The 26642-nt window shown below is 41.6% G+C and carries 19 protein-coding genes; 7 read left to right on the top strand and 12 right to left on the bottom strand.

Going from position 1 to position 26642, the window contains the following annotated elements; genetic code table 11:
• The first annotated feature begins 138 nt into the window (after nt 1–138).
• Nucleotides 139–1908 carry an arginine--tRNA ligase gene (argS, locus tag WC743_RS01935; RefSeq protein WP_373010049.1) on the top strand — a complete coding sequence of 590 codons (1770 nt, stop codon included), beginning with the start codon at nt 139–141 and terminating at the stop codon, nt 1906–1908.
• 100 nt (nt 1909–2008) lie between these two features.
• Here the strand turns inward: argS and WC743_RS01940 are convergent, their stop codons facing one another.
• Nucleotides 2009–2302, bottom strand: a complete 294-nt coding sequence (locus tag WC743_RS01940) for a hypothetical protein (RefSeq protein ID WP_373010050.1) — start codon at nt 2300–2302, stop codon at nt 2009–2011.
• A gap of 297 nt (nt 2303–2599) precedes the next feature.
• On the opposite strand from WC743_RS01940, the gene WC743_RS01945 reads away from it, so the two are divergent.
• Nucleotides 2600–3523: a hypothetical protein gene (locus WC743_RS01945; RefSeq protein WP_373010051.1), complete on the top strand. Its 924-nt coding sequence runs from the start codon at nt 2600–2602 to the stop codon at nt 3521–3523.
• A 137-nt stretch (nt 3524–3660) separates the two neighbouring features.
• Here the strand turns inward: WC743_RS01945 and WC743_RS01950 are convergent, their stop codons facing one another.
• Entirely contained in the window at nt 3661–4554 is an 894-nt protein-coding gene (locus WC743_RS01950) for a 3-hydroxybutyryl-CoA dehydrogenase (RefSeq protein WP_373010275.1), read from the bottom strand.
• A 195-nt stretch (nt 4555–4749) separates the two neighbouring features.
• Between WC743_RS01950 and WC743_RS01955 the strand changes: the two genes are divergently transcribed.
• Nucleotides 4750–5430 carry a hypothetical protein gene (locus WC743_RS01955; protein WP_373010052.1) on the top strand — a complete coding sequence of 227 codons (681 nt, stop codon included), beginning with the start codon at nt 4750–4752 and terminating at the stop codon, nt 5428–5430.
• Nucleotides 5431–5434: 4 nt separating this feature from the next.
• Here the strand turns inward: WC743_RS01955 and bioD are convergent, their stop codons facing one another.
• The 4 genes from bioD to WC743_RS01975 form a co-directional block, all read right to left on the bottom strand.
• Nucleotides 5435–6049, bottom strand: coding sequence for a dethiobiotin synthase (gene bioD / locus WC743_RS01960; RefSeq protein WP_373010053.1), 615 nt, complete (start codon nt 6047–6049; stop codon nt 5435–5437).
• Complete coding sequence (locus WC743_RS01965; protein WP_373010055.1) at nt 6039–7169, bottom strand: aminotransferase class I/II-fold pyridoxal phosphate-dependent enzyme; 1131 nt, start codon at nt 7167–7169, stop codon at nt 6039–6041. Before WC743_RS01965 ends, bioD begins: the two co-directional genes overlap by 11 nt.
• Before the next feature lie 70 nt (nt 7170–7239).
• On the bottom strand, nt 7240–7596 hold the full coding sequence (locus WC743_RS01970; protein WP_373010056.1) for a Spy/CpxP family protein refolding chaperone: 357 nt from the start codon (nt 7594–7596) through the stop codon (nt 7240–7242).
• Nucleotides 7597–7669: 73 nt separating this feature from the next.
• Nucleotides 7670–8443, bottom strand: coding sequence for an XRE family transcriptional regulator (locus WC743_RS01975; protein WP_373010057.1), 774 nt, complete (start codon nt 8441–8443; stop codon nt 7670–7672).
• A gap of 85 nt (nt 8444–8528) precedes the next feature.
• Between WC743_RS01975 and WC743_RS01980 the strand changes: the two genes are divergently transcribed.
• Nucleotides 8529–8891 carry a GIY-YIG nuclease family protein gene (locus WC743_RS01980; protein ID WP_373010058.1) on the top strand — a complete coding sequence of 121 codons (363 nt, stop codon included), beginning with the start codon at nt 8529–8531 and terminating at the stop codon, nt 8889–8891.
• Here WC743_RS01980 and msrB read toward each other — a convergent pair.
• From msrB to WC743_RS02000, 4 genes are all read right to left on the bottom strand, one after another.
• The gene (msrB, locus tag WC743_RS01985) at nt 8881–9369 is read right to left on the bottom strand and encodes a peptide-methionine (R)-S-oxide reductase MsrB (RefSeq protein ID WP_373010059.1); all 489 of its coding nucleotides are present in this window, start codon (nt 9367–9369) and stop codon (nt 8881–8883) included. The two genes, WC743_RS01980 and msrB, sit on opposite strands and share 11 nt — an antisense overlap.
• A gap of 254 nt (nt 9370–9623) precedes the next feature.
• Complete coding sequence (locus tag WC743_RS01990) at nt 9624–12800, bottom strand: DPP IV N-terminal domain-containing protein (RefSeq protein ID WP_373010060.1); 3177 nt, start codon at nt 12798–12800, stop codon at nt 9624–9626.
• A gap of 70 nt (nt 12801–12870) precedes the next feature.
• The gene (locus WC743_RS01995; protein ID WP_373010061.1) at nt 12871–15201 is read right to left on the bottom strand and encodes a penicillin-binding protein 1A; all 2331 of its coding nucleotides are present in this window, start codon (nt 15199–15201) and stop codon (nt 12871–12873) included.
• Nucleotides 15202–15351: 150 nt separating this feature from the next.
• Entirely contained in the window at nt 15352–16179 is an 828-nt protein-coding gene (locus WC743_RS02000) for an MOSC domain-containing protein (protein WP_373010062.1), read from the bottom strand.
• Between the two features lie 137 nt (nt 16180–16316).
• Here WC743_RS02000 and WC743_RS02005 point away from each other — a divergent pair, with 137 nt between their 5' ends.
• On the top strand, nt 16317–18026 hold the full coding sequence (locus WC743_RS02005) for a GMC oxidoreductase (protein ID WP_373010063.1): 1710 nt from the start codon (nt 16317–16319) through the stop codon (nt 18024–18026).
• An 8-nt stretch (nt 18027–18034) separates the two neighbouring features.
• Here the strand turns inward: WC743_RS02005 and WC743_RS02010 are convergent, their stop codons facing one another.
• Nucleotides 18035–20062: a tetratricopeptide repeat protein gene (locus WC743_RS02010; RefSeq protein ID WP_373010064.1), complete on the bottom strand. Its 2028-nt coding sequence runs from the start codon at nt 20060–20062 to the stop codon at nt 18035–18037.
• 190 nt (nt 20063–20252) lie between these two features.
• Nucleotides 20253–21821 carry a M20/M25/M40 family metallo-hydrolase gene (locus tag WC743_RS02015; protein ID WP_373010066.1) on the bottom strand — a complete coding sequence of 523 codons (1569 nt, stop codon included), beginning with the start codon at nt 21819–21821 and terminating at the stop codon, nt 20253–20255.
• Between the two features lie 224 nt (nt 21822–22045).
• Between WC743_RS02015 and WC743_RS02020 the strand changes: the two genes are divergently transcribed.
• Entirely contained in the window at nt 22046–25012 is a 2967-nt protein-coding gene (locus tag WC743_RS02020; protein WP_373010067.1) for a CheR family methyltransferase, read from the top strand.
• Nucleotide 25013: 1 nt separating this feature from the next.
• Nucleotides 25014–26630, top strand: a complete 1617-nt coding sequence (locus tag WC743_RS02025) for a PAS domain S-box protein (protein WP_373010068.1) — start codon at nt 25014–25016, stop codon at nt 26628–26630.
• Nucleotides 26631–26642: the final 12 nt, after the last annotated feature.

Below are 26642 nucleotides of genomic sequence, written 5' to 3' on the forward strand. Positions count from 1 at the left end.
GATTTGCATGTCTTTTAAACACAGAGGCCACCAAGAATAAATCTCCGCGATGTTTGTGTTTTTCTCTCTGTGTACTCTGTGGTTAAAACAATTAACTATGCTATATAAGCATTCTTTAAATTATATTAATTTTGCGCGATGGATTTTATTATTGAGGCTGTTGTTAAGGCCATAAAGGACTTATACCAAACTGATATTGCTGCTAAGGATGTAAATCTGCAGGAAACACGTAAAGAATTTGAGGGCCAGGTAACGCTGGTTACTTTTCCATATACGAAGGTATCGCGAAAGGGGCCGGAGCAAACCGGTACCGAAATTGGGGAATACCTGCAAAATGCCTTACCCGAAATTGCCGCTTTTAATGTGGTTAAAGGCTTTTTAAATGTCTCTATATCAGATGATTTTTGGATCAATAAACTCCGTAATGAGATACTGTCCGATAGTTTCGCTGTAGCGCAACCCAACGGAAAAAGGGTGATGGTTGAATATTCATCGCCCAATACCAATAAGCCGCTGCATTTGGGCCATATCCGTAACAACCTGTTAGGTTTTTCTTTAGCCGGGATATTAGGTGCTGCCGGCTACGATGTGGTGAAAGCTAATTTAGTTAACGACAGAGGGATCCACATTTGTAAATCAATGCTGGCCTGGCAGGAATTTGGCAATGGTGAAACACCGGAAAGTTCCGGCTTAAAAGGCGACCACTTAGCCGGTAAATACTATGTTTGGTTTGATAAAGCCTACAAACAGCAAATACAGGAGTTAATTGAAGAAGGCCAAACCGAAGATGAGGCCAAAAAGAATGCCCCGCTAATCAAGAAAGCGCAGGAAATGCTGCTGCTATGGGAGGCTGGAGATGAAGAAGTAATAAGCCTTTGGAAAACCATGAACGGCTGGGTGTATGATGGCTTTGCTGTAACCTACAAAACACTTGGGGTTAACTTTGATAAATATTACTACGAAAGCAACACCTATTTATTAGGTAAAGATATAGTTGATGAAGGCCTTGAAAAAGGTGTTTTCTTTAAAAAGGATGATGGCTCGGTTTGGATAGATCTTACTGACGAGGGCCTCGATCAAAAATTAGTTTTGCGTGCCGATGGTACATCGGTTTACATTACCCAGGATTTGGGTACAGCTCAGTTAAAGTACGACGACTACAATATGGATGAATCCATTTATGTGGTGGGTAATGAGCAGGATTATCACTTTAAGGTATTGTTCCTGATATTGCAAAAACTGGGTAAGGAATGGGCTAAAGGGCTTTACCATTTATCATACGGAATGGTTGATCTGCCATCGGGTAAAATGAAATCGCGCGAGGGTACGGTAGTTGATGCCGACGACCTGATGGCCGATATGTTTAAAACCGCTGCCGAAACCACCGAAGCAATGGGTAAGGTTGATGGCTTTGCCGAAGAAGATAAAGCTAAACTGTACCATACTATAGGTATGGGCGCATTGAAATACTTCCTGCTGAAGGTTGACCCTAAGAAACGACTGTTGTTTGACCCGAATGAATCGGTAGATTTTCAGGGACATACCGGGCCGTTTATTCAATATACGCATGCACGTATCAAATCGGTATTAAGCAAGGCTAATTATACAGCAGAAACCAGTGTTAATGATATTGCCGAACTGGATGGCATTGAGCGTGACCTGATCGTAATTCTAAGTAAGTTTCCTGAAACTATTATAGAAGCGGCGGCAGGGCATAGCCCGGCGGTGATTGCTAATTATGTATACGAACTGGCCAAAACCTACAATAAATTTTACCACGAAAAGCCTATAATGCAAGCTGAAGAAGAACGTCAGAAACGTTTCCGCCTGCAGCTATCGGCAGCATCCGCAAAAGTTATCAGTAAAAGTATGAGCTTATTGGGGATCGAAGTACCGGAAAGAATGTAAATATAGATGTGCAGATTTCAAATGTGCAGATATGCAAATTATAGATGTGCAGATTAAACTTCCCAGGCATCTGCACATTTGAAATCTGCACATCTAAAGCTTACCTCCAATGGCCTCTGCGCCAGGCGTAACCGCGTGGGCCGCGTGTCCAGCCGCCTTGTATGTAAACCCGGTTTGCACGCGGGCGAACGTAATAACCATTTCTGTAAACGTACCCGCCACCACGGTAAACCCATTCGCCGGGAACCCAGTAGGCATTAGGATATGGGGCAACAGGGCGTACATAAACCGGCTCAACCGGGCGGCTTGCCACATAATAATCGCTTGCGCATGATGATAGGAACAACGAACCTGCTAAGGCACACATCATCCCAACTTTTGATAATGTTTTCATCTGTAATATATTTTGTATATGGACAAATGGAGGCAAAAAAGGTTTAAAAGGAGGAGGTAAAGGGTAAAAACTGAAGGTAATATGTATTGTCAGTCTGAGCTTGTCGAAGACCGTGCAAACAGGCGTATTCACAAATAGTTCGACAGGCTCACCATGACAAACTATTCGATAATATTTGTAACAAAACGCTTAAATTTACCTCCTATAAATATGACTTTCTCACCTGTATTCGTCCACAAAAATATTTGGTTTACCGCTCTAACAGCCTGCGCCATTTTATGCGGAGGTTTGTTGATAATGAACCACGTTCCGCCTGTAAAACGCGATCTGATAGCCACGGCATTCCTAACCGATATAGTTATCACCTTTCCGGTAGCTTATTACTATTTACTTATACGCCCGTTAAAACTAAAAAAGTGGAGCATTTTCCTGGTGATCAGTTGCTGCCTTGCTGTGGCGTATTTTATTTTACCTGCGCAGCAGCGGTATTATATCGTGCAGCTTAGAAAATTATCCGCTTGTATAGAACTGGGCATATTGATATACTGCGTTAGCAAGATAAAAAAGATCAGGGCGTCCTATAAACAATTGCGTATGCAAACTCCATATAACCCCTATATATTGCGTCAAAGCATGTTCAATGTTTTAGGAAACGGGATAGGTATAAAATTGATGGCTTCTGAATTGAGTATTTTGAAATTTGGTTTACTATTCTGGAAGAAACAAAAGAACATTCCATTAGCTGCAACCAGCTACAGTATCTACAAAGAATCGGGTTATATAGCCATGTTTTGCATTGTGTTATTTGCCTGTTTCGCAGAACTTATGGGTTTTCATTTACTGATAGCTCATTACAGCAATACCGCGGCCTTTATTATAAGCTTGCTTACCATGTATGGAATAGTGATTATTGTGGGCGATCTGGCTGCTATTATAAAAAGCCCGGTATTGGTTATGCCCGATAAATTAGTGCTGCGGACTGGTATCCGCTGGGTGGCAGTTGTTGGCAGGACTAATATCATAGCAGTTGAAAAGGTTAGGATTGGTTTTGAACCCAGTGAAGATTGTTTCCAGGGAGGTATCCTAAAAAGCAGCGTTAATATCTGCTTTACATTTGACCAGCCTGTTAACATTGAAAGGATATACAGCAAAACTATAACCGCTAAACAAATAGTGATGACGGTTGACAAAGCAGAGGAGCTAATAGCACAATTAGCGTAGTTTAACAAAAATACGTCATCAATAACGTGTTGGAGATATGTCAGTCTGAGCTTGTCGAAGAATATACACTTTGCTAATGGTTCGATAGGCTCACCATGACAATAAGTAGTAGAAAAGCGATCAAGGAGCTGAGGGGGCTACACAAATTTATCCGCCACCACTAAATCTTTGCTGCCAGCCGTGTATTTATAAAACCCGCTGCCCGATTTTACACCCAGGTGCCCGGCAGTTACCATATTAACCAGTAGCGGGCAAGGCGCATATTTAGGATTGCCGAAACCTTTATGTAATACATTGAGTATGGCAAGGCAAACATCAAGCCCAATAAAGTCTGCCAGTTGCAGCGGGCCCATAGGGTGGGCCATGCCTAACTTCATAACAGTATCTATCTCATTAACACCGGCCACGCTTTCATATAGGGTATAAATAGCCTCGTTTATCATAGGCATTAAAATACGATTGGCCACAAAGCCGGGATAATCGTTCACTTCAACCGGCGATTTGCCCAGGTTTACTGAAAGCTCCATAATAGTTTGGGTAACCGCATCAGTAGTTGCATATCCGCGTATTACCTCAACAAGTTTCATAACGGGCACGGGGTTCATAAAGTGCATGCCTATAACATTGCCAGGGTTGCTTGTTACGGCTGCAATTTCTGTTATAGATATTGATGAAGTGTTTGATGCCAGTATGGCGTCGGGCTTGCAAACCTCGCTCAGCTGTTTAAACAGCTTTAGTTTTATATCGCGGTTCTCGGTAGCCGCTTCAATAACCAGGTCGGCATTAGAAGCGCCTTCATATGCATCGGTGTAGGTTTTTATATTATTTAAGGTGGCTGTTTTTGCAGCTTCGTCAATAGTTCCCTTTTTTATTTGCCTGTCAAGGTTACCGGCTATGGTTTGCAGGGCTTTTTGTAAAGCGGCATCGTTAATATCTACCAGTGATACATTAAACCCGTTTTGTGCAAAAGTATGGGCAATACCATTACCCATTGTGCCTGAACCTATAACTGTAATATTCTTCATGTTTATAAAGGTTTGTATGATCGCTAAGGATGCGGATCTTTCATCAGCAAACTTAATATTTACTGTTAGGTTTGTAATGCCAATTTTAAAAAATAAATAGCTTTTATGCTCAACTCAATGCACCTGCGCGGCAAAACTGTTTAGGCAGTATACAGCGTTCAACCTAAATAGAGTATTTAATATTTTAATTATATTGCATACATGAAATACTTGCAGATATTTTTAATTGCCATATGCAGTTTTATTGGAATAAATGAGGCCAATGCACAGTTTATGTATGACCGCTATAGCAGGCCAATTAACACTAAAACTTATATTGATATAGAGGGATCGGCTTATTTAACAGAAAAGTGGTCGCCGGGAGAGGTTAAGCTGGTTAATGGTACTACCTACCAAAAAGATATTATGCTTAAATATAATTTACTTGATGATGAGCTATACTTTAAATACGATACCGGTGCAACTATGGCATTTGTTGAGCCGGTAAAGGAGTTTTCTATTATATATACATATACTGAAGATAATTTGCCCGTGACTAAACACTATAGGAATGGTTATCAGGATATAAGCAACACCACACCAAAATCTTATTTTGAAGTGATTGGCGATGGTAAATTACAGCTCATAAAAAAAACAAGTAAAAGCATCTTAGAAACCAAGGAGTATAATTCAGCTTCAAAAATTAAAAGCTTTCAGGATTATACCAGGTATTTTTTGGTGATTGCCGGAAAAGCGGTACCTGTTAAAAATGCTAAGAAAAGCATCCTTACAACAATCCCGGATAAGCAGCAACAATTACAAACCTTTGCAAAACTTAACGATCTGAACTTTAAATCAGATGCCGATCTGGCAAAGCTTATGAATTTTTACAATTCGTTGTAGTTATCTACAGCTTAATACATTCGCCTGCTTCACTAACAGACCTTTGATTAATCGCATCCAGTACCGGCACTTTTCCCAATAATGGTATTTGTGTATAGGACAAAATATAATCCTCGGTTGATGAATTGGCATCGCCATTAAAAATAACTCCTTTTATGTGGATGCCGCGTTGTTTTAATGCTTCAATAGAGAGGAGTGTATGATTAATACTGCCCAGGTAGTTTTGCGAAACAAGTATTACTTCCGCGCCTAATTGTTTTATGAGGTCTATCATCAAAAACTTATCGTTCAGAGGAACCATTAATCCGCCGGCACCTTCAATGATCAGTTTATTATTAGTTTGGGGAAGCACTATGCTTTGCTCGTCAATTGTAATACCATCCAGTGCTGCCGATTTGTGGGGCGAATAGGGTTGCGTTAAACAATAGGTTTCCCGGTGGAATACAGATGTGCCGTTACTTACCAGTTGCCTAACTTTTATAGTGTCAGAATTATCCAGTTCACCGGCCTGTACGGGCTTCCAGTAATCGGCCTTTATTTTTTCAACCAATATGGCCGATATTAATGTTTTTCCAATCCCGGTACCAATTCCGGTAACAAATAATGGCCTATTCTGCATTTATGAAAGTATTTATAGCTGCGCTAAGCTGGTTTATTTCTGCAGTAGTATTAAAAGAGTGTATGCAGATCCTGATACGCTCGGTACCTTGTGGTACAGTAGGGCTTAATATAGCACGTACATCAAACCCTGCGTTTTGCAAATGGCTGGCCGCTTGCTTTGCTTTGGTATTACTGTTTAACAACAGGCATTGTATGGCGCTATCACTATTGAGCAAGCAGTAAACCGGGTTTGGGCTGATGCCTTGCTTAAACAGGCTGATATTGTTTGTTAGCTGCCTGATATTATCACCAGCCTTTTCTAACAATTCATAAGCCATTTTAATAGCCGCCAGTTGATGAAAGGATGCCGCGGTGGTATAAATAAACGACCGGGCAAAGTTAACCAGGTATTGCCGTAGCAGATCACTTCCCAGCACAATTGCCCCATGGCAACCCAGGGCTTTTCCAAAGGTTACTATCCGGGCGAATACCTTATCCTGTAACTCCAGGTGTACAACTAACCCGCATGGATACAAACCAACAGCATGTGCCTCGTCTATAATAAGATGCGCGTTGTATTGCTCGGTTAGTTTTAATATCTCCATAACAGGAGGCATGTCTCCGTCCATTGAGTAAACACTTTCTATCACTACATAACAAATGCCTTTAGCCTGCTTAAGCTTGCCCTCCAGGCTATCCAAATCATTATGGCGGAATGTGTATCGGTTGGCATGACTTAAGCGTGCACCGTCAATAACAGAGGCATGTACCAGCTCATCATGTATTATGGTATCTCCTTTTTGCGGAAGCGATGAAAAGAGGCCCACGTTTGCATCATATCCCGAATTAAACAGTAAGCCTGCCTCACTTTTATGGAATGCTGCTATTTGCTGTTCCAGATTTTCGGTATAAATTAAATTACCCGATATGAGCCTTGAACCTGTAGAACCATTTAAATTTTGCGGGTGTATGCTGATCTCCCGGGCAATAATTTCCTTCAAAACAGCAGAATGGGCAAAGCCGAGGTAATCGTTAGAGCAAAAATCTACCAGGTTATTTTCGGGCTTTAATGCACGATAGATCCCTGATGATCTTCTTTCATCCAGTTTGCCTTGTATGTAGTTATCTGCTGATCTCAATGGGCTGTAAATTTGCGTAAAAATAAAAAAAGCGGCCCACAAGCCGCTTTTTTTACTCTGTAAATTGATATTACTTTTGAGGAGGAGCACCGCCGCCACCGTTTTGCATACGGGCGCGCATTTCTTCCATTTGTTTTTGGTAAGCTTTTTTCTGATCGTCAGTTAAAATAGCCATAACTTTATCGTTAGTAGCTTTTCTTAATGGTGCCATAGCCTCACGGCCGCCACCTGCTGTACGTATGCTATCCATTGATTTGGTTTGCGTTTCGTAAATAGCAGTGATCTTGGTAGCCTGATCATCAGTTAACTTAAGATCTGTTTTCATTTGCTTAACCCTATCGGCAGCGCTCATTCTTTGTCCGCCTTGTGCACGGCTTACTGCTGTGATCCCTAAAAGGAACATGCAGATCAAGATAATTTTTTTCATTTCTAATTTATTTAGTTTTTTATTGATGTTATGATAAAGATAAGGAGCAATAGTTTAATAACCGCTGTGTAACTTAATTGTTGCTCTTTAAATTAGCTATAGAACGCTGCATTTGCGCCATCATGCTGGTTAAGCTTTCCATAGTAGGCTCGGGTGTTGGCATGGGCAGGTGGGTTGATATATATGCTTTCGCTTTCCAAATTTCTAACACGTCTTCGCCGTTAATGTCATAAGGCTCATAAACCGGGTTGTCTGATATCAGCTTTAGTTTTTTGTTCTCTTTAAATTTATTGCCCGCACGTTTATATACAATGCCATCATTCTTAGATATGATCACATAGGTTTCGCCGGTTTTAACATCTGCCCAGTTTTCCTGGTATTCACCAACTATTATAGTACCCGATACTAATGGCAGCATTGAGTCGCCCTTAATTTCAAATGCCCTGTAGGTTCCTTGCTTAAACATTGGCAGATAAAGCTTAGGCAGGTGTGCTACATATTCTGTATCGGCATAGCCGTTTAAATAACCGGCGCTGGCCTTTAAGGGCACCAGCTCAATGTTCTCATTATCATCTTTATCAACAGAAATACTTAGTACTCTTAGGTTTGCGGGATTGCCTTTTGGTTTGGGCGCCCACTTTTCATTAATGGTTTCATTAATAAAATCATCAATTGATACGTCAAAAAACAATGCTAACGTTTTTAGTAGTTCGTACTTTGGCTCGGCGCGTTCTTCTTCATAAGCGCCAACTAATGAGCGTTTTATACCTACCTGATCAGCAAATTGCTGTTGTGTTAAACCCTTCTTTTTTCTGAGGAATTTAATATTTGATGAAATATTTGACATAAAAATTTGGAATTGCTAAAATTGTTAGTATTTTTATGCTCATAAAATTAGTAATTATTTTTTAACCGGCAAATTTTTTTATCAAATGAAGAGGTTCGTTTATATCATTACAGACAGAAACAGGAAAAATTTACACGTAGGTATGTGCACAGACCTGTTGAAAACCATTAAGTTTTATGGCGATATGCCCACTTTGTTTTTCGACAGCGCGCAACAGCTAAACCGTTTAGTATATTTTGAAGAGATAAATACCGAGGAGCAGGCAATGGAGCGTTTTAAACAGGTAAGCACCTACACCCGCCCGCAAAAAGAAAAAATGATTAGACCGGTTAACCCGGATTGGATAGACCTTACCGCAGGCTTGAACTTTGAAAGCGGTATAAGAGTAAGGCCATCCACTTACGGACGGCCTTCTATTCACCCTGCAAGAAGGGCTGTTACTTTTTAATGAATTTTAGCGCACCCGAGTTCATGCAATATCTTTTGCCGCCCCTGTCTGCAGGGCCGTCATCAAATATATGACCAAGGTGTAAGCCGGTGCTTTTTTCAATCACCTCATCACGGCTCATGCCGTAGCTGTTATCTCTTACAATTTCAACTTTGTTTGGGTCAACGGCCTTTACAAAGCTGGGCCATCCGGTTCCGCTGTCATATTTGTCGGCAGAGCTGAATAAAACCTCGCCGGTTGCGGCGCTTACGTAAACACCTTTTTCGTGGTTATCGTAATACGCGTTCTTATAAGGTGGTTCGGTGCCGCGGTTCACCATTATTTCGTATTCGTTTGGAGTGAGCTTCTTTTTCCACTCTGCAGCAGGTTTACTCAACCTTCTGTTTGCCTGGGTATTTTTACTTTGCCCGTTTATGTTCTCACAGCCAAAAGCAATGCCAATGCTTACCATTAATATGGCTAAAATCGATTTTTTCATTTTAATTATATGTTTTAAATAATTATGAAATCAGCATTAAATGATGTTTTCATAGTATAAACTTACGAAATATTGTACCAAAGAGATTGTCACGGAAAGGTAGGATTTGGGAGGATGTTAAGCTGAAAGCTTAATCGATTTTGGGTCGAAGTTATAAACTTCGACCAGTGAGGAAAAGACTAAGCGATATTTACGCACAAAAAAAGCGCGGCTTAAGAGCCGCGCAAAGATTTAAAAATCATAGTCATATCATCCTACCATCCCGGCGCGAACGTCAATCCAAATACAGGTTTTTTAACGTCGGTACGATTAAACGGAAAGGCATAGTAAGGCTCCAGTACGAAGTAGCCGAATATATTTACACGAAGTGATACACCCGCGCTTAGCGCCGGCACACGCTGGTTGCTATTATAAACTGTTGAGCCGGTTGTAGGGTCAGTACCTATAGCATCAGGGCCTTTCTGAAATTTAATTTGATTGCCCTTGTTCCAGGCTAAACCCGCATCAAAAAAGAAGTTAAGATCAGAAAACAGGAATTTTGATTTAATTACTGCAAGTTTCTCAGGGCCGGTAAATGGTAAGCGCACCTCAAAATTGGCCACCGCAATTCGGCTGCCCGATAACTGATCAATTGTAAAGCCGTTAGTAGTTACATTTTGTGAGTTATAAAAGCTTTGCGCTTCATAACCACGTATCAGAAAAGGGTAGCCCACATAAAGTGGGTAAAGGTTACTGGCATTATCACCAAAGCGCCCATAGCCATACAGCCTGGCAGCAAAGGTAACAGGTGCAGTCCTTACATATTTACGCAGATCAATTGTAGGGGCAAAGAAGGTGTAAGTGCCAAAATTGTATGTGGCATCTAAACGGTAGCGGTAACCGTTTAGCGGTGCTGCAATACCAAAATAGGAGTTATCGCCAACTAAAGCGGTGTTTAGGTGATAAATTTGGAAAGACCTTAAATCAAAACCGGTTTCGTCTTTAAATTGTTCGCGGCTGATCTTGTGTTTCTTAAAGTCGATTGCGTTTCCAATCATTATTTGATCTGCACCATTAACGGTGGTAGTGGTGTATGGATAATAGGTACTATAGCGGTCAACACGATAGGAGTAGTTTGCCGCACCTGTACCAACTTCGGCACGCATTGATCTTGAAAGCGGATAAGAGGCAAATGCCTGAACCGCATCTTCAAACGTGCGGATAATATCCGTACGTTCTTCATAAACAGGTACTGTTTCCCCATTATAATCAATTGTTGTGAAAGCCGAACTGAACGTACCTGATTGGTATGGGATATGCGATGCGCCCACACCAAAATTCCAGCGCCCTTCCTGATTAATGTAAACAACCTGCCCGCCAAAATCATATATCTCACCGTTTACAGCGGCACCGGCATATATTTGGTTGCGGCCCAAAATATCACTGAATACACCCTGTACACCGCTTGATAAACCGGTTCCGTAAGTACCTACCGAAGCGCCTACACCGTTACTTGCTAAATAATCCAGCTTAAATTTAGGTTTGTAAGCTATAGTTCTTATTGAGTCGATAGGTATTCTGGGATAGGCTAAAAAGTTATTAAGGTTATTGTTTATCAGATCTACACCTACGGCACGCGGTGGCGGCAGCATGGCAGCATCAAAATTGGTAGTGCCGCCATCAACAGGTACAGGTTTAAAGTCGCTTACCTTGGCATTATAGATGCTGTATTTTTGTTTGCGGTAATAGGAGTAAACAATATCGTTATTATCAGATACGCTTAAAGCAGGAGAGAACTCCGTAATACCGCTGATACCTGTAAACAGATCTGTCATTTGTTCAACACTGCCGGTGCTTAAGGTATACCTGTATAAATTTCGGAAACCATCCCGGTTAGACAGGAAATAAACCTGTGTACCATCTGATGAGTACATTGGGTTTAGGTTATTGGCGCCGTTAAATATTTTAATATCGGTTATCTTGCCGGTAGCAAGGTCAAGTTCGGCCAGGTTAAAGGATATATCCTGCGCCATATGTGTATCATAGGTTGACCTATCGGTTGAATAAATAACCTTTTTACCATCTTTTGAAAAGCTTGGCTGATAATCAGAGTACTTATCATTGGTTATTTGAGTAACCTTCTTATTATCAAAATTATACAGGTACAAATCGCCCTGGCCTTCTGACAGGCCCTGGAAAACTACATTCTTACCATCAGGCGACCAGGAAACGTTGCTAAACTGCTCGGCCTTGCCCATTGAAATATCATTCAGTACACGCCCGTTCGGTACCTCAACAACCAGCAGCCGGTTACGGCCTTTGCTAAACACACTGAACGCGAATTTCTTACCATCAGGCGACCACGCGCCCGACGATTCTATAAAGTTAAATTCATCAATATGTGTGTTAGATACCTTGCTTGTGAGCCGTTTTATTATCCTGCCTGTTTGTGCATCGGCTAAATAAAGATCAATGCTGAACAAGCTTTTTGATGACAGGAAAGCCAGATATTTACCATCCGGACTAACAGAGGGCGCAACGGTAAGGTCGCCGCCAACTTTATCATCAATAATGCGCTTACCAACCGGAGTTTGCGTGGTGTCTTTTAAATAAGGCTTATACGTTTGTTCTATTGAGTTTTTCCATAAGCGGGATAGTGTTTTATCATCATACCCAAATGTGCGCCTTATGCCGTACTCCAGTCCAAAGCGTGCAGTGTTTTTAAAGAAGGGTACAATAATAGTATCGCCATAGGTTGAACCTAAAAACGACCAAAAGGCCTCGCCATACCGGTAGGGGAAGTATTTATTGGATTCTGTAAGGTCTTTTATTGTTGGGATATCATGATTCAGATATGCGTCGCGCATCCACATTGCGGTGTAAGCATCTTTTTTACCTAATGAAAGGTACTCCGCCATACCCTCTATCATCCATAAGGGCAGGTTGCCAATGTTCTCAAAGTTTGATGAATCTTTACCCAGTAAAGTATGATATTGAAACGCGTGAACCAACTCATGGCCAATTACGTGGCGGGTGGTTTGGTTGGTTTCCATCACGGGCATTACCACCCGGTTTTTAAGGCCCTCGGTTATACCGCCTGTACCTACACTTATCTCGCCATCAATTGCGGTAGTTTGCTGAAAATCGGGATGATTGGCATATAGTATGATAGGGTTGGGTTTGCTAAAAGTGTCACGAAAAATTTGCTGGTGCAAAGTGTACCATAACTCGCTCTCCTGGGCAAATCGTTTAATCATACTATCGTTTTTAATGTAATAGTAGATCTCGAAATGCGGTGTTTTAAAAACCTTGAATTTCAGGTTTTTGTAACGGACCTTGTTTTGCCCAAAGTACTGCGCTTTAGCCTGCTGGTTAAATAACAACGAAGCTATAAGGCACAATAATATAAGTGGATACTTTATTAATTTATTAAGTGAATAACGTTTATTCATATAAATGCGGTTTATACAATATTGCTAATTTAACTAAAAATGCCTGCCTAAAACAAGCATCGTTGTAATACTATTTCTTGTTGGGCGGCGGCGTTTTATTTTCCGGGTTTTCTTCTGTTGCCGGCGGCGGTACTATAACTGCAGAATCAATTGGCAATGCCAGACTATCTGTTGTTGTAGTATCTTCCCTTATTATTGGCGACGGGCACATGTATTCCTTAGTGATCTTAACCCATGGTTTAGGGAATGGCCCGTATGTATAGCCTGATTTTGGATCGGCGTATACCTTTTCCATAAAGGCGCCAAAAATAGGCAGGGCTGTGTGTGAACCTTCGCCGGTTTCTGATGTAGTAAAGTGTACGCTACGGTCATCGGCGCCAACCCAAATACCCGTTACCAGGTCTTTAGTGATACCCATATACCAACCGTCTACATAATCACTTGAGGTGCCGGTTTTACCACCTATCTGGTTATTCTTTTTCCAAAGGCTTGGATATTCCCAAAGTGCCTGTGAGGTACCACCCGGTTCTTCCATACCACCACGGAACATATACAGCATTAGCCAGGCCGTTTCTTCGCTTAAAACTTTTTCAGCCTTAAGGGTGAATTCCTCTATCACATTGCCTTTCTGATCGGTAATTTTGGTTACCAGCAACGGGTCAACTTTTTCACCTTTGTTAAGGAATGTGCTGTAAGCACGCACCATTTCAAATACCGATACATCGTTTGAGCCCAATGATACTGATGGCACTGATTTAAGTGGGCTTTCAATACCCATTTTGTGAGCGTACTCTACAACTTTATCCCAGCCAACATGTTCAGTTACCTGCGCGGTAATTGAGTTTACAGATTTACCCATAGCCCAGCGCAATGACATTTCGCGGTACGAGAAATGGAAATCGGCGTTGTTGGGCTGCCAAACATCATCCTTGCCGTTATCTTTATATTTAATGGTAACCGGTTTATCGGTAAACTTATCGCATGGGGTAAAGCCATTATCCAAAGCGGTAACATAAGCAAATGGCTTAAAGGTTGAACCTGCCTGGCGCTTGGCCTGGTTTACGTGATCGTAATTAAAAAACTTATGATCAATACCGCCAACCCAAACTTTTATTTTTCCGGTAGATGGCTCCATGGTCATCATACCTGTGTTTAATATTTTGGTATAGTATTTTATAGAGTCGACACTTGAAAACGTAGTATCCTTATCACCACTCCAGGTAAATACGGTCATCTTTTTCTTCCTCTGGAAATAAGTATTGATCTGCGTTGTATCGCCGTTGTACTTTTTGGTAAGCAGCTTGTAAATAGGCAGCCTTTGCTCGGCTTTTAATAAAAAGTCTTTAATCTCTACACCCTTTGAATCACGCCACGGGTTTTTGTTTCCCCATAAATTATTAAAGCGTTTTTGCAGCATTTTCATCTTTTGCGCAACTGCTTCTTCTGCATATTGCTGCAGGTGGCTGTCAATGGTGGTATATATTTTCAGGCCATCCTCATACAGGTCATAATCATTTTGTTTACACCATTTATCCAGCCATTTTTCAACAGCACGGCGGATGTATGAATCCTCCTGACCTGATCTTTCTACATAGCTCAGATCTAATCCTATAGGTTTTTGACTATAAGTAGCATAATCTGCTTTGCTTAGGTAGCCGTATTTTTGCATCTGACTTAAAGCCACATTGCGTCGTTCGGTAGCTTTTTCAGGATTAGTAATGGGGTTATAGGTTGATGTTGCCTTTAACATACCTACCAGTGTGGCAGCTTCGGCAGGGTTTACCTCGTCAGGCGTTTTATTAAAATATTTTAAAGTAGCCGTTTTTATACCGTAAGAGTTATTGCCAAACGGAACGGTGTTTAAATATAAGGTAAGAATTTGCTGCTTGGTGTACAAATGCTCTATCTTAAATGCGGTAAGCCACTCCTTAAATTTAAAAACAACAGTACGCAGCACAGGTATATGCCTGATAACGCCCTGCGATTTACGTTTACGGGTACTAAAAAGATTTTTGGCTAATTGCTGTGTAATGGTACTGCCGCCGCGCCTTTCGCCTTTTGCGGTAGAAAGCATGCTGGTTGCAAACGCGAAAAAGTCAACGCCGCCATGTTTGTAAAACCGTGCATCTTCTGTAGCAACTAATGCGTTGATAAGGTTGGGTGATATGCTTTTAAAATCAACAGGCGAACGGTTCTCTTTATAAAAACGGCCTATCAGTTTACCATCAGCAGTATATACCTCCGAAGATAGCGACATGCTGGGGGTTTTAATATCCTTCATGTCAGGCGAATAACCAAACAACCACAGAAAGTTTAACTCGATGGCACAAAAGAAGATAATAACGAAATATATGAATACAGTAAAATATCTTAGATATCGATTTTTTATGCTTTTGAACATTGGGTAAAGATGGAAAATAATGCAGCTAAATCATAGCCGCGATAACAAAAATTAACAACGCAATTTTAGCAAGTAAATTTTAAGTTAAGATTTTTGAGATTGAAAATATTTATGAGAGGGCTGGAAATTTAACCACAGTGAGTGCAAAGACTAAACTATCATAAACCGTTCGTCGGTTTGCAAGGCCATAACCTGCAGTTCGTCGCCTATGTTTAGTATTCCTACGCCCATATTAGCCAGGTTTTGGCCAAAGAGTATTTTATTGCCTTTACGGCGATAACCGGCTAACGTTTTTAACGGCTCTTTGCTTTTTTGCGCGGTAACCTGGTCAATCGTTGTCATGATGCAGCGGGCGCACAGCTTTACACCATATATATCTATACCGTTAATTATAATGTGCTGCATGATATCCTCACTGTAGGGCTCACCACCGGTAAATACAATATTAGGACGGAACCTGTTCATCGGCAGCGCCACTGCAAGGCGGCTGTTCAAATCATCAAGCGAAGCCTGGCCAATTAATAACAGGGGATAGGCATCGGCAAAAGAAGTAATGGTTCCTTCGGTAGTATATCTTGGGTCAGTTGGCCGGTACGAATCATCAGCCATATAAACCAGCCGGCAATTAATGCCCAATTTTTGGGTGAACCACGCGTCCACTTCGTCACTTACATATTGCCCGGTGCAGGTATCATCCCAAATGGTTACCTGTACGATGTCCTGCTTTAAAGGTGTAAAAGGAATATGAATAAATGAATTATCTGCCGAATAGGTCACTTTAATTGCGTCGCTTTGCAAACCGGGTTTAAACAGTGCCATTTGAGCATTTTCCCGTTGGGATAAAAACCGGTTATTCTCATCTATCAGCATCCACCTGCGATCATGCTCTAATCCGCGATCTGTTAATCTGGAACTGTTTAATGCAATTCCACCTAATGATTTTATGGGGTAAATATACAGCTGATTAATTTGAAGCATGGGGCAAAAATAACAGATTGTTAAATAAGAATTGTATTAATGTATAATAGACAGTTGATTTATCCTCTTAAAATATTTACTATTGTTTATCCAATTATATTACCGGCTACTACCTGGCCATTACTAATCTTTTTATTATGCTAACAGATGCACCAAACATTAATGTTAAAGCAAAAGCGAATAATACCTATGATGCTATTGTAATAGGATCGGGCATTAGCGGCGGCTGGGCAGCCAAAGAACTAACCGAAAGTGGTTTAAAAACCATTATGCTGGAGCGTGGCCGTAACTTTGAACATATTAAAGACTATAAAACAGCCAACAATAATCCATGGGATTTTAAACACCGGGGCAACGTTACACAAGAGCAGCGGAAACAGCGGCCGGTAATTTCAAGACGTTGGGGAGCTTCTGAACCGGTAATGGATTATTGGACAAACGAACAGGATGCACCCTATACCGAAATTAAACCCTTTAACTGGTGGCGATCGTACCAGTTGGGCGGCAGGTCTATTTTATGGGGGAGGCAAAGCTACCGTTGGAGCGATATTGACTTTAAGGCGAATGCCAAAGATGGCTGGGCTATTGACTGGCCCATACGTTATAAAGATTTGGCACCCTGGTATGACCATGTAGAGAAATTTGCCGGGGTAAGCGGTTCAAAAGAAGGGCTGCCACAGCTACCTGATGGCCATTTTTTGCCGCCAATGGATATGAATTGGGTTGAACGGGATGTGGCGGCAAGTATCAAAAAGAATTTTGCAAGGCATATGATAATTGGGCGGTCTGCCAATTTAACGGCAGCAATACCGGGCCGTACAAAATGCCAGTTCAGAAACCGTTGCTGGGAAGGCTGCCCGTTTGGCGGATATTTTAGCACGCAATCATCTACTTTACCTGCCGCTTTGGCTACCGGCAATTTAACGGTTAGGCCGCAGTCAATAGTAACCAGGATACTTTACGATAAAGACACAAAAAAAGCAACCGGTGTGGAGGTATTGGATGCCGAAACCAACAAAACCTATGAATTTTATGCTAAAATAGTATTTGTAAATGCTTCGGCGTTAAATAGTGCCTCGGTGTTAATGAATTCGGCTACTGAGATATGGCCTGGTGGCTTGGGCAGTAGCAGCGGCGAATTAGGCCATAATATAATGGATCATCACTATAACCTTGGTGCAAGCGGTGATGTAGAGGGTTACGAGGATAAATACTATTATGGCAGGCGGCCAAATGGTATTTATGTGGCAAGGTTTGCTAATTTGAATGGCGATAAACGTGATTATCTGCGTGGTTTTGGCTACCAGGGGGCTGCAAGCCGATACGGATGGAACCATGAGATAGCCGAACTGAACATAGGTGCTCAGTATAAAGAAGCATTATCGGCCCCCGGCCCATGGCGGATAGGTATTGGTGGCTTTGGCGAACTGCTGCCTTATCACGAAAATAAGATCACCCTGGATAAAGAACGTAAAGACAAATGGGGGCTACCTATTTTGGCTATGGATGCTGAAATTAAGGATAATGAAAGAAAGATGCGCATAGATATAGTGAAAGATGCTAAAGCTATGCTGGAAAGCGCCGGTGTGAAAAACATTGAAACACATGACAAGGGGCATAACGTGGGTGATGGCATCCATGAAATGGGCACTGCACGCATGGGCCGTAGTCCTAAAACATCGGTATTAAATAAGCACAACCAGGTTTGGGATGCAAAAAATGTTTTTGTAACTGATGGTGCAGCCATGACATCATCTGCATGCCAAAATCCATCTTTAACATATATGGCGTTAACGGCACGTGCAGCCAACTATGCGGTTAGTGAATTAAAGAAAGGGAATTTGTAAGATTGTCTCTAATTACAATACTTACTCAATTCATTTACCGCGTCTTTTGAGCCAAAAGAAGCCGCTTTGTTTAAGTCGGCGCAACTGCCTGTTTTGTCGCCGCGTTGTGCTTTAATTACGCCCCTGTTTAAATATGCCCTTGCATTTTGCGGGTTCAGGCTTATTACTTTTGTAAGATCTGTTAGCGCGCCGTTCCAGTCTTTAAGATATATAAGTGCATTGGCACGCTGCATATAAACCATCTCACTGGCAGGGGCCAGCTTTATAGCCATGGCAAAATCTCTTTTCATGGTAAGGGTATCACCCGTATAGCTTTCGGCAAGGCCACGGTTGGCGTATGCCTTAAAGTTTTTCTGGTTCAGCAGCAGCACGTTTATATAATCATAGATAGCGCCTGTGTATTCTTTTTTCTGCAACTTAAGGTCGCCGCGGGCAAGGTAGGCTTCGTCATTAGCATCGTTTAATAAAATACCTTTATTAATATCTTCTAAGGCTTTATCATATTCTTTTAACGCTACGTAACTGTTACCACGGTTGGTAAAGGCTTCTGAAGAATTAGGCGCAAGCTTTACGGCATCATCATGGTCATCCATCGCGCCTGTCATGTCGCCCATTTTGCTTTTTGCTACACCACGCAAACTATAAAAACTTACGTTTTTTGAGTTAATAACAATGCCATCGGTAAGAATGTTAACCGCGTCTTTATACCTGCCTGCCGAGATCAGCAGTTTTGCATAATCAATGTATAGCTCATTGTTTTGAGGGATAACTTCAATGGCTTTTTTATAATCGGCAAAGCTGCCATCTATATTGCCCATTGTGTTTTTAACAGCCGCCCGATGGAGATAAGCATCGGGATTTTGTATAAATACATCAATTGATTTGGTGTAAAGATCTATTGCCTCCTGATATTTTTTTTGCGCGGCTTTAATATCACCGCTACCCAGGTAAGCGTAGCTGCCCCGCGGGTTGTTCTTTATGGCGATGGCAAAATCTGCCAGGGCACCTGTCGAATCTTTAAGCCCCAGTTTGGCTTTGGCCCTTGATACATAGCCGTAGCTATTTTTAGGGTTAATGCGGATTGCTGTATCGGCATCATTAAGGGCGCCTTTAAAATCTTGTATGTTAATCTTCAGGTCTGCACGGTTCTGGTAGGCTTCATCATATTTAGGGTTTAATTTAATAGCCTTGCCAAAATCTGTAAGCGCCGCTTCTTTGTCATCTAAACTACTTTTGGCAATTGCCCTGCCCATGTATAGTTCGGCTTTATCAGGAGTTGCAATAATTGCTTTGTTAAAAAACTCAACAGCGCCTTTGCTATCGCCCATGTTGCTTTGCGCGTTGGCCAGGTAGTGATAAAGCTCAGGCAATTTTGGGTTAAGCTCAATAACCTTTAAATAATCGGCAACCGCGGCAACATACTCTTTTATGTTGCTTTCTGCATTGGCGCGGTAAAACCACGCTTCGGCATTATTAGGGTCAAGCCCAATAGTTAAACCATAGTCGGTAATTGCACCTTTATAGTCACTTAAGTTAGTTTTTGAATTTGCCCTGTAAAATATCAGTTTAGCATCATTAGGCTTAAGCCTAACAGCAATATCATAATCTGCAATGGCATCTTTATTTTTACCCAGATTGGCTTTCGCTACACCACGGTACTCATATAGTTCGGCATTGCCGGGTTCAAGTACAATGGCCCGGGTAAAATCATCAATCGCTCCCTGATAGTCCTTTTCGTTGCTTTTAGCATTTGCCCTGTAATGCCAGGCATCAACACTGTTAGGGTTTATCTCAATGGTTTTGGTAAAATCGGCAATGGCGGCGGTGTTGTTATTTAAGTTGCCGTATGCATTAGCACGATATAAATAGGCATTAGCGTTACGCGGATTTAATGTTATTGCTTTAGTAAAGTCGGCTATAGCGCCTTTATAATCTTTGAGGTTTGCTTTTGAATTACCACTTTGCAAAAAAGCATCAGCACCTTGCCCAAGGCAGTAAAATGGCAGCAGATATATAATTATGGCAAGTTTTTTCATTAAATACATTATTCAAACATGCCTAATATACACAAAGCAACCATATCAGGGTTTCAAAATATAAGTAAATATGCGGGTTTTAACTTACGGATTAATATTGCAATATGCTGGAGTTACATACTTAATTGTAAATAAAAAAGCACAGCATTATAAATGCTGTGCTTGCTGTATTGTAATAATATGATTTTAATTAATCTAACCCACCGTGGCGGTTTGCCTTTACCTGTACAGGCCATTTAGCCGGTGCGGTAAGGGTTGTCTTATCGCGAGGCATTTTTGCGGGATCTTCGCAGGCCATGTAAACCAGTATAGCGGTTAATATGGCATTGCTGCGCAGGTCATCAAAAACTATCTTGTCATAAGTATCGCGGTTAGTGTGCCAGGTATAACTGCCGTACGACCAGCTGTTTGACCCTAACGAAAAGCCAGGAGCGCCAGCGGCAACAAACGATGCAAAGTCTGACCCGCCGCCGCCCGGTGTGCCCGGGAAGTTGGTTTTTATTTGATGACGAATAGTATCTGGTACCACACTTAACCATTTAGTGATAAGGTCGCCAGCGCCTGTAAAGCCTTGCCCGCTAATGTTAACCACGCGGCCTGTGCCGTTATCCTGGTTAAATAACGCCTGCAGGTTAGCTACAATCTCCGGGTGGTCTTCAACAAATGCGCGCGAACCGTTCAGGCCTTGCTCTTCACTTGCCCAATGGCCAACCAATATGGTACGTTTTGGATTAGGATATACCTTTTTAAGGATACGCATGGCTTCCATCATGGTTAAAGTTCCGGTACCGTTGTCTGTAGCGCCTGTTCCGCCGTCCCATGAATCAAAGTGGGCAGATAGCATTACATATTCATTAGGTTTCTCAGAGCCTTTTATTTCGCCTACAACGTTAAAGGTAGGTACAACACCCAGTTCTTTTGATTCGGTTTGGATGGTTATTTTAGGTTTTTCGCCACCTTCTGCAAGTCTGTATAGCAAGCCATAATCTTCTAAGGCAATATCAACAGTAGGTGCTTTTTTAGTGTAAGCGCTAAAAATTTTATCAACCCCAAATCCTGCCGACCAGGTATTGGTTATAACACCCGCTGCGCCAGCATTTTCAAGTGCTACAGGTAAAGTACGTGCGGTAAAGCCGGTGTTGGCTATGCGTTTGCGCCATGCTGCTGTTTGTGCAGTACGGGCGTCTTTCATTTTAGTAAAAGATTCTGCGGTAGCAAATTCTTTCCAGTTATCATCAGGGCGGCCGGTTGGCTGGCTCATTGATATCATTACAAATTTACCTTTCACAGCGGGCAGCCATTGCGTAAAGGCAACAGAATCTGCAAATTCAGGGAGTACAATTACTTCGGCAGTAATGGCTTTTTTCATGCCGGGGCTCCAGGCCAATTGTGTCCCTTCTAATGATTTTACGCGTGGCGAAACCATATCAATATGTGATATGCCGCGCTGCCATCCGCGCCATTCGCCCCATTTTTCCTGTTTGGCAGTAATTCCCCAGCCTTTGTATTTTTCCAGCGCCCATTTGCCGGCCTGGTCAAACTGTGGTGTGCCTACCAAACGGGGCCCAATACCATCAAGCAGTTCGTGTGCAAGTTTTTCTAATTGTGAGTTATCGGTAGCTTCTTTTACAATGCCGGCAACAACAGGGCTTTGTGATTGTGCAAATACCGGCCCGGTGTAGCATATAGCAGTAACGGCTAAAAGCTTTGCAATGCTTTTAGCATTAACAAAGTGCAATAAGGTTTGGGGTGTTTTCATAAGCGAATGTAATAAAAACGAAAGGCTTAAAACAGAAGTGCTTACAAAACTCCTGTAAAATTCCTGTTGTAATTAAAGGTGATTACACAATTCAATTAAAAATATATTCATTCATTTTTAATTAAAATTATACTTGAGCTAATTAAAATTGAGTTGGGGTGTTATGATATAAGCCCATACTTAATCGGTAACTTTACTTTACTTTAATTTTATATCTGTTCATAATGCCTGATAGTAAAGAAAAATCTTCGAGGAAAGCTGTAAACGATCAAAAAAAAGCAGGTGTTAAAAAACAAACAGCTGCCCCGCGGCAAAGTAAGGCGCGCGCTTTCCCAATTGTGGGAATAGGCGGTTCGGCGGGTGCTTTTACCGCGTTCGAGAAGTTTTTTAAGCATATGCCTAATGATAGCGGTATGGCTTTTATTATTGTAATGCATTTGGATCCTAACCATAAAGGGCATATTACCGAGGTGATACAAACCTATACCTCTATGCCGGTGATACAGGCAGGAGACGGGATGAAGGTTGAAGCGGATACCGTTTATATAATACCGCCCAATGCCGATATGGGGATGCATAACCGCAAACTTTTATTACTTACGCCGGCCCAGGTGCACGGCCACCGGCAACCTATTGATTACTTTTTACAAAGCCTTGCCGAAGACCAGTGGAACAAAGCAGTAGGAATCATATTTTCGGGGATGGGTTCTGATGGCGAGACCGGTATTCGCATGATCAAAGAAAAACTGGGCATGGCTATGGTACAAGACCCGGAAACGGCTCAATACAACAGTATGCCGCTGGCAAGCATAGGTACCAATTTGGTTGATTATGTATTGGCCCCCGAGGAAATGCCTATTAAACTGATACAGTACATTAACCACCCTATACTGGCCGATGAAGCTACTGAACAGGCGCGGAACGATATTCAGAACGGCAATGCCATTCAAAAAATATTAATGCTGCTGCGCTCACATACCGGGCACGATTTCGGTTTGTATAAAAAGAGCACCATTACCCGCAGAATTGACAGGCGTGTGGCTTACCATCAATTGCCTGATTATTTAACCTATGTGAATTTCATGCGGGAAAACCCGCCGGAGATAGACCTGTTATTTAATGAACTGCTTATTGGTGTTACCAAGTTTTTCAGGGATGCGTTTGCTTATCAGTCGCTTAAAGATAAATTATATCACTTACTAAAAAATAAAAAGGTAGATGACCCTATACGCGTTTGGGTAGCAGGCTGCTCAACAGGCGAAGAGGCTTATTCTGTGGCTATGCTGCTGATGGAATGTGTGCAGGACCTCCATCTTAAAAAGCTTCCCAAGATACAGATCTTCGCTACTGACCTGGATACCGAAGCAATTGAACATGCCAGGGCCGGCTTGTATCATGATAATATTGTGTCTGATGTATCTGATGAGCGGATCAAACAATTTTTTGTAAAAAAAGACAACCGTTTTTCGGTTAAAAAGGAGCTGCGAGAAATGATAGTTTTTGCACAGCACAACCTCATAAAAGACGCGCCGTTTACCCGGCTTGACCTCCTATGCTGCCGTAACGTAATGATCTATCTGACGTCTGAACTGCAAAGAAAAATTATCCCGGTATTTCATTATTCTCTTAACCTGCAGGGAATACTATTTATGGGGCCGGCCGAAACCATTGGCGGCTTTACAGATATGTTTGCCGCCATTGACCCAAAATGGAAGTTGTTTGAACGTAAAGAGGGGGGATTTAATACCGGGAAGATGATAGATTTTCCGTTTAATGTTTCGCGCCTAGCAAATAATGCATTAAAGAACGACGACAATGAAAAGCTAACAGGCAAGAAGGCCATGGCCGATACTTTTAACAAGATACTGCTGGAGAATTTTACCCCTGCATCTGTATTGGTTAACGAAAAAGGCGATATATTGTATATTAATGGTAAAACCAGCCGTTACCTGGAGCTGCCAACGGGAGAGGCCAATATGAACATCCACAAGATGGCACGTGAAGAACTAAGATATGTATTTGGCAATATTATACACCAGGCTGCTATTCAAAAAGGCGGGGTAACTGTAACTGACATCAAACTAAAAGAAGATAAAGAAATAAGGATCCTTAACTTAAAAGCAGAGTTTTTAGATGAGCCCGGCATGTTTGGCCTTATTTTACTAATATTTGAGGATAGAGGCCTGCTAACTAAACCAAAACGAAAGATCACAAAAGGCGAGGCGGCAATTAATACGCAGGCAGAAGAGTTGGAGAAGCAATTGGTATATACCAAGCAACAATTGCACAGCACTATTGAGCAAATGGAAACTTCGCTGGAAGAATTAAAATCAACTAACGAAGAACTGCAAAGCACTAATGAAGAGTTGCAAAGCACTAATGAAGAATCACTTACAACAAAAGAAGAGATGCAATCTCTTAATGAAGAGCTGATGACCATTAACGCGCAATACCAGGCAAAGGCAGAAGAGCTTACCTTAATGAATAACGATATGAAAAACCTGCTCGATTCTACCGAGATAGGTACCATATTTTTAGATAATAATATGGAGATACTGCGCTTTACCCCGCAGGTGCGCAAGCTGTTTAACCTGATACCGTCTGATGTAGGCAGGCCAATATCGCACATAGTTTCTAATTTGGATTACCCCGCCATTGAAAGTGAAATAAAAGAAGTTGTTGATAAACTGGTAACCAAAGAGGTGGAATCCAAAGCTAAAAATGGCGAATGGTACAATGTGCGGATTATGCCTTACCGGACTTTAGATAATTTTATATCGGGCGCGGTTATCACTTTTACGCCTATAACTCCTTACAAATTAATTCAGTTTAGGCTTGTTGAGTTGCAAAAGTATTCGGCAGGTGTGGTGAAAGCCATGGAGGAACCCGCTTTACAATTAGATAAAGATATGAAGGTGATGACAGTTAATAACCATTACCTGCAGCTTTTTGGTGTTAAGGAAGAAGATATTACCGGCAAATTATTTGCAGATATTGTACATAACCAGTGGGAAACTAAAAAGCTGGACGATTTGATCAGGCAATGTTTAATAAAAGAAGCAAGCGCCTCTGTACCACTAACTACCGGTAGTGATGCTGAACAGCAGTTTAAAATTCATAGTCAGCCTTTTATTGATGACGAATCAAAAGAAACATTAATGGTGATGGTTATTATAAGCAAAGTTAAATAGTGTGAGTTTGGAAGACAATAGGAAGCAACCGGTAAATAAACCAGAATTTTTGCACTTGCGAAAAGAGGCGGAGCTATATTTATCAGGCAAAAAACTATCAGGTGAAAACAAAGTAGCCGAGGATGATATAAAAAAATTATTCCAGGAACTGCAAGTACACCAGATTGAACTGGAAATGCAGAATGATGAGCTGCGCCTTGCTAACGAAGAATTAGAAATTGAGCGGTTAAGGTTTTCGGGAATATATGACCTGGCGCCGGTAGGATACTATATACTGGACGTGACCGGTACAGTTGAAGATGTAAACATTATAGGCGCCAATTTATTGGGGTTGCGCAAAAGCAGTATTATTAAAAAGCGAATGCAGAGTTTTATTTGGCAAGACCACGCTGATGCATTTTACATTTTTTTAAACCGCCTGGTAGATACAGGTACAGCACAAAATTGCCAGCTTAAATTTAAAAAAGCAAATGGTGCAGTTATGAATGCACAGGTAGAAGGCATTGTGATAAATAATACGATAGGCCTTAAAAAACAATGTTATATAGCGGTAATGGATATTACCAGGCGTATTGAATCAGAACAGCAGCTTTCTGAAATAAAAAACAGGTTAGAGCTGGCATTAGAGGCTTCAAAGGCTGGCACCTGGGAGTATGACCTTAAGACAGGTTTCTTTTCAATGGATGATGCTAATTATCAAATTTGCGGGCTAAATATTTCAACCTTTAACGGGCAGTATAAGTCATTTTTAAACATCATTCATCCTGATGACCGTGAGAAACTGGATGAAGCCCTGCGCAGTGCCGTTAACCAGGAGAAAGAATTAAATGTAGACTGTCGCCTTTTAAGGGGCGATGTGCTGTGCCACATTTCTATATGCGGCCACGTGGTTGTTGAACCGGGAGAGAGCAAGCGGTTCCTGGGCACCATGATGGATATTACCGAAAAGAAGATTTTGCAGGAAGAGGCCGGCCAGCTAAAGATAGATCAGCATAAAAAAATAGCGGCTGCCATATTTAAGACAGAGGAGAACGAACGGCGGAGGATCAGCGAATCGTTACATGATAGTGTGAGCCAGCTGCTTTACGGCATAAAACTTAACCTGCAGCAGCTTAAATCCGATGAAACAAATGAGGATGCCTTAACAACCATAAATAGTTTATTGAACGATGCTATTAAAGAAACGCGCAATATATCATTTGAGCTGGCACCATCAGTTTTAACAGATTTTGGTTTACCTGCTACTATTGAAGAATTGGCCAAGCGGTTTAGCACTCCGCAACTGCGTATTAAAACCAAAATTACCGGTTTAACATCCCGCTTAAACCTTACTATTGAGGCGGTAATATTCCGCCTTATCCAGGAGTTGCTAAACAACTGTATGAAACACTCCCGGGCAGATACGGTGATTGTAGGTGTAGCGATAAAAAGAAGTAAACTGCTGGAGATTGAAGTAAAGGATAATGGCGTCGGCTTTAATGTTAATGAGCAGGAAAACCGGCCAACAGGTTCAGGGTTAAGCAGTATCCGCAACCGGCTTGATTTTTATAACGGTACCATGCATATTAAATCGCAACCCGGCGATGGTACAACTGTTCAAATCTCATTAAAACTATAAGTTAGTTGCCTT

The organism is Mucilaginibacter sp., from assembly GCF_041660805.1.
Taxonomy (GTDB): domain Bacteria; phylum Bacteroidota; class Bacteroidia; order Sphingobacteriales; family Sphingobacteriaceae; genus Mucilaginibacter.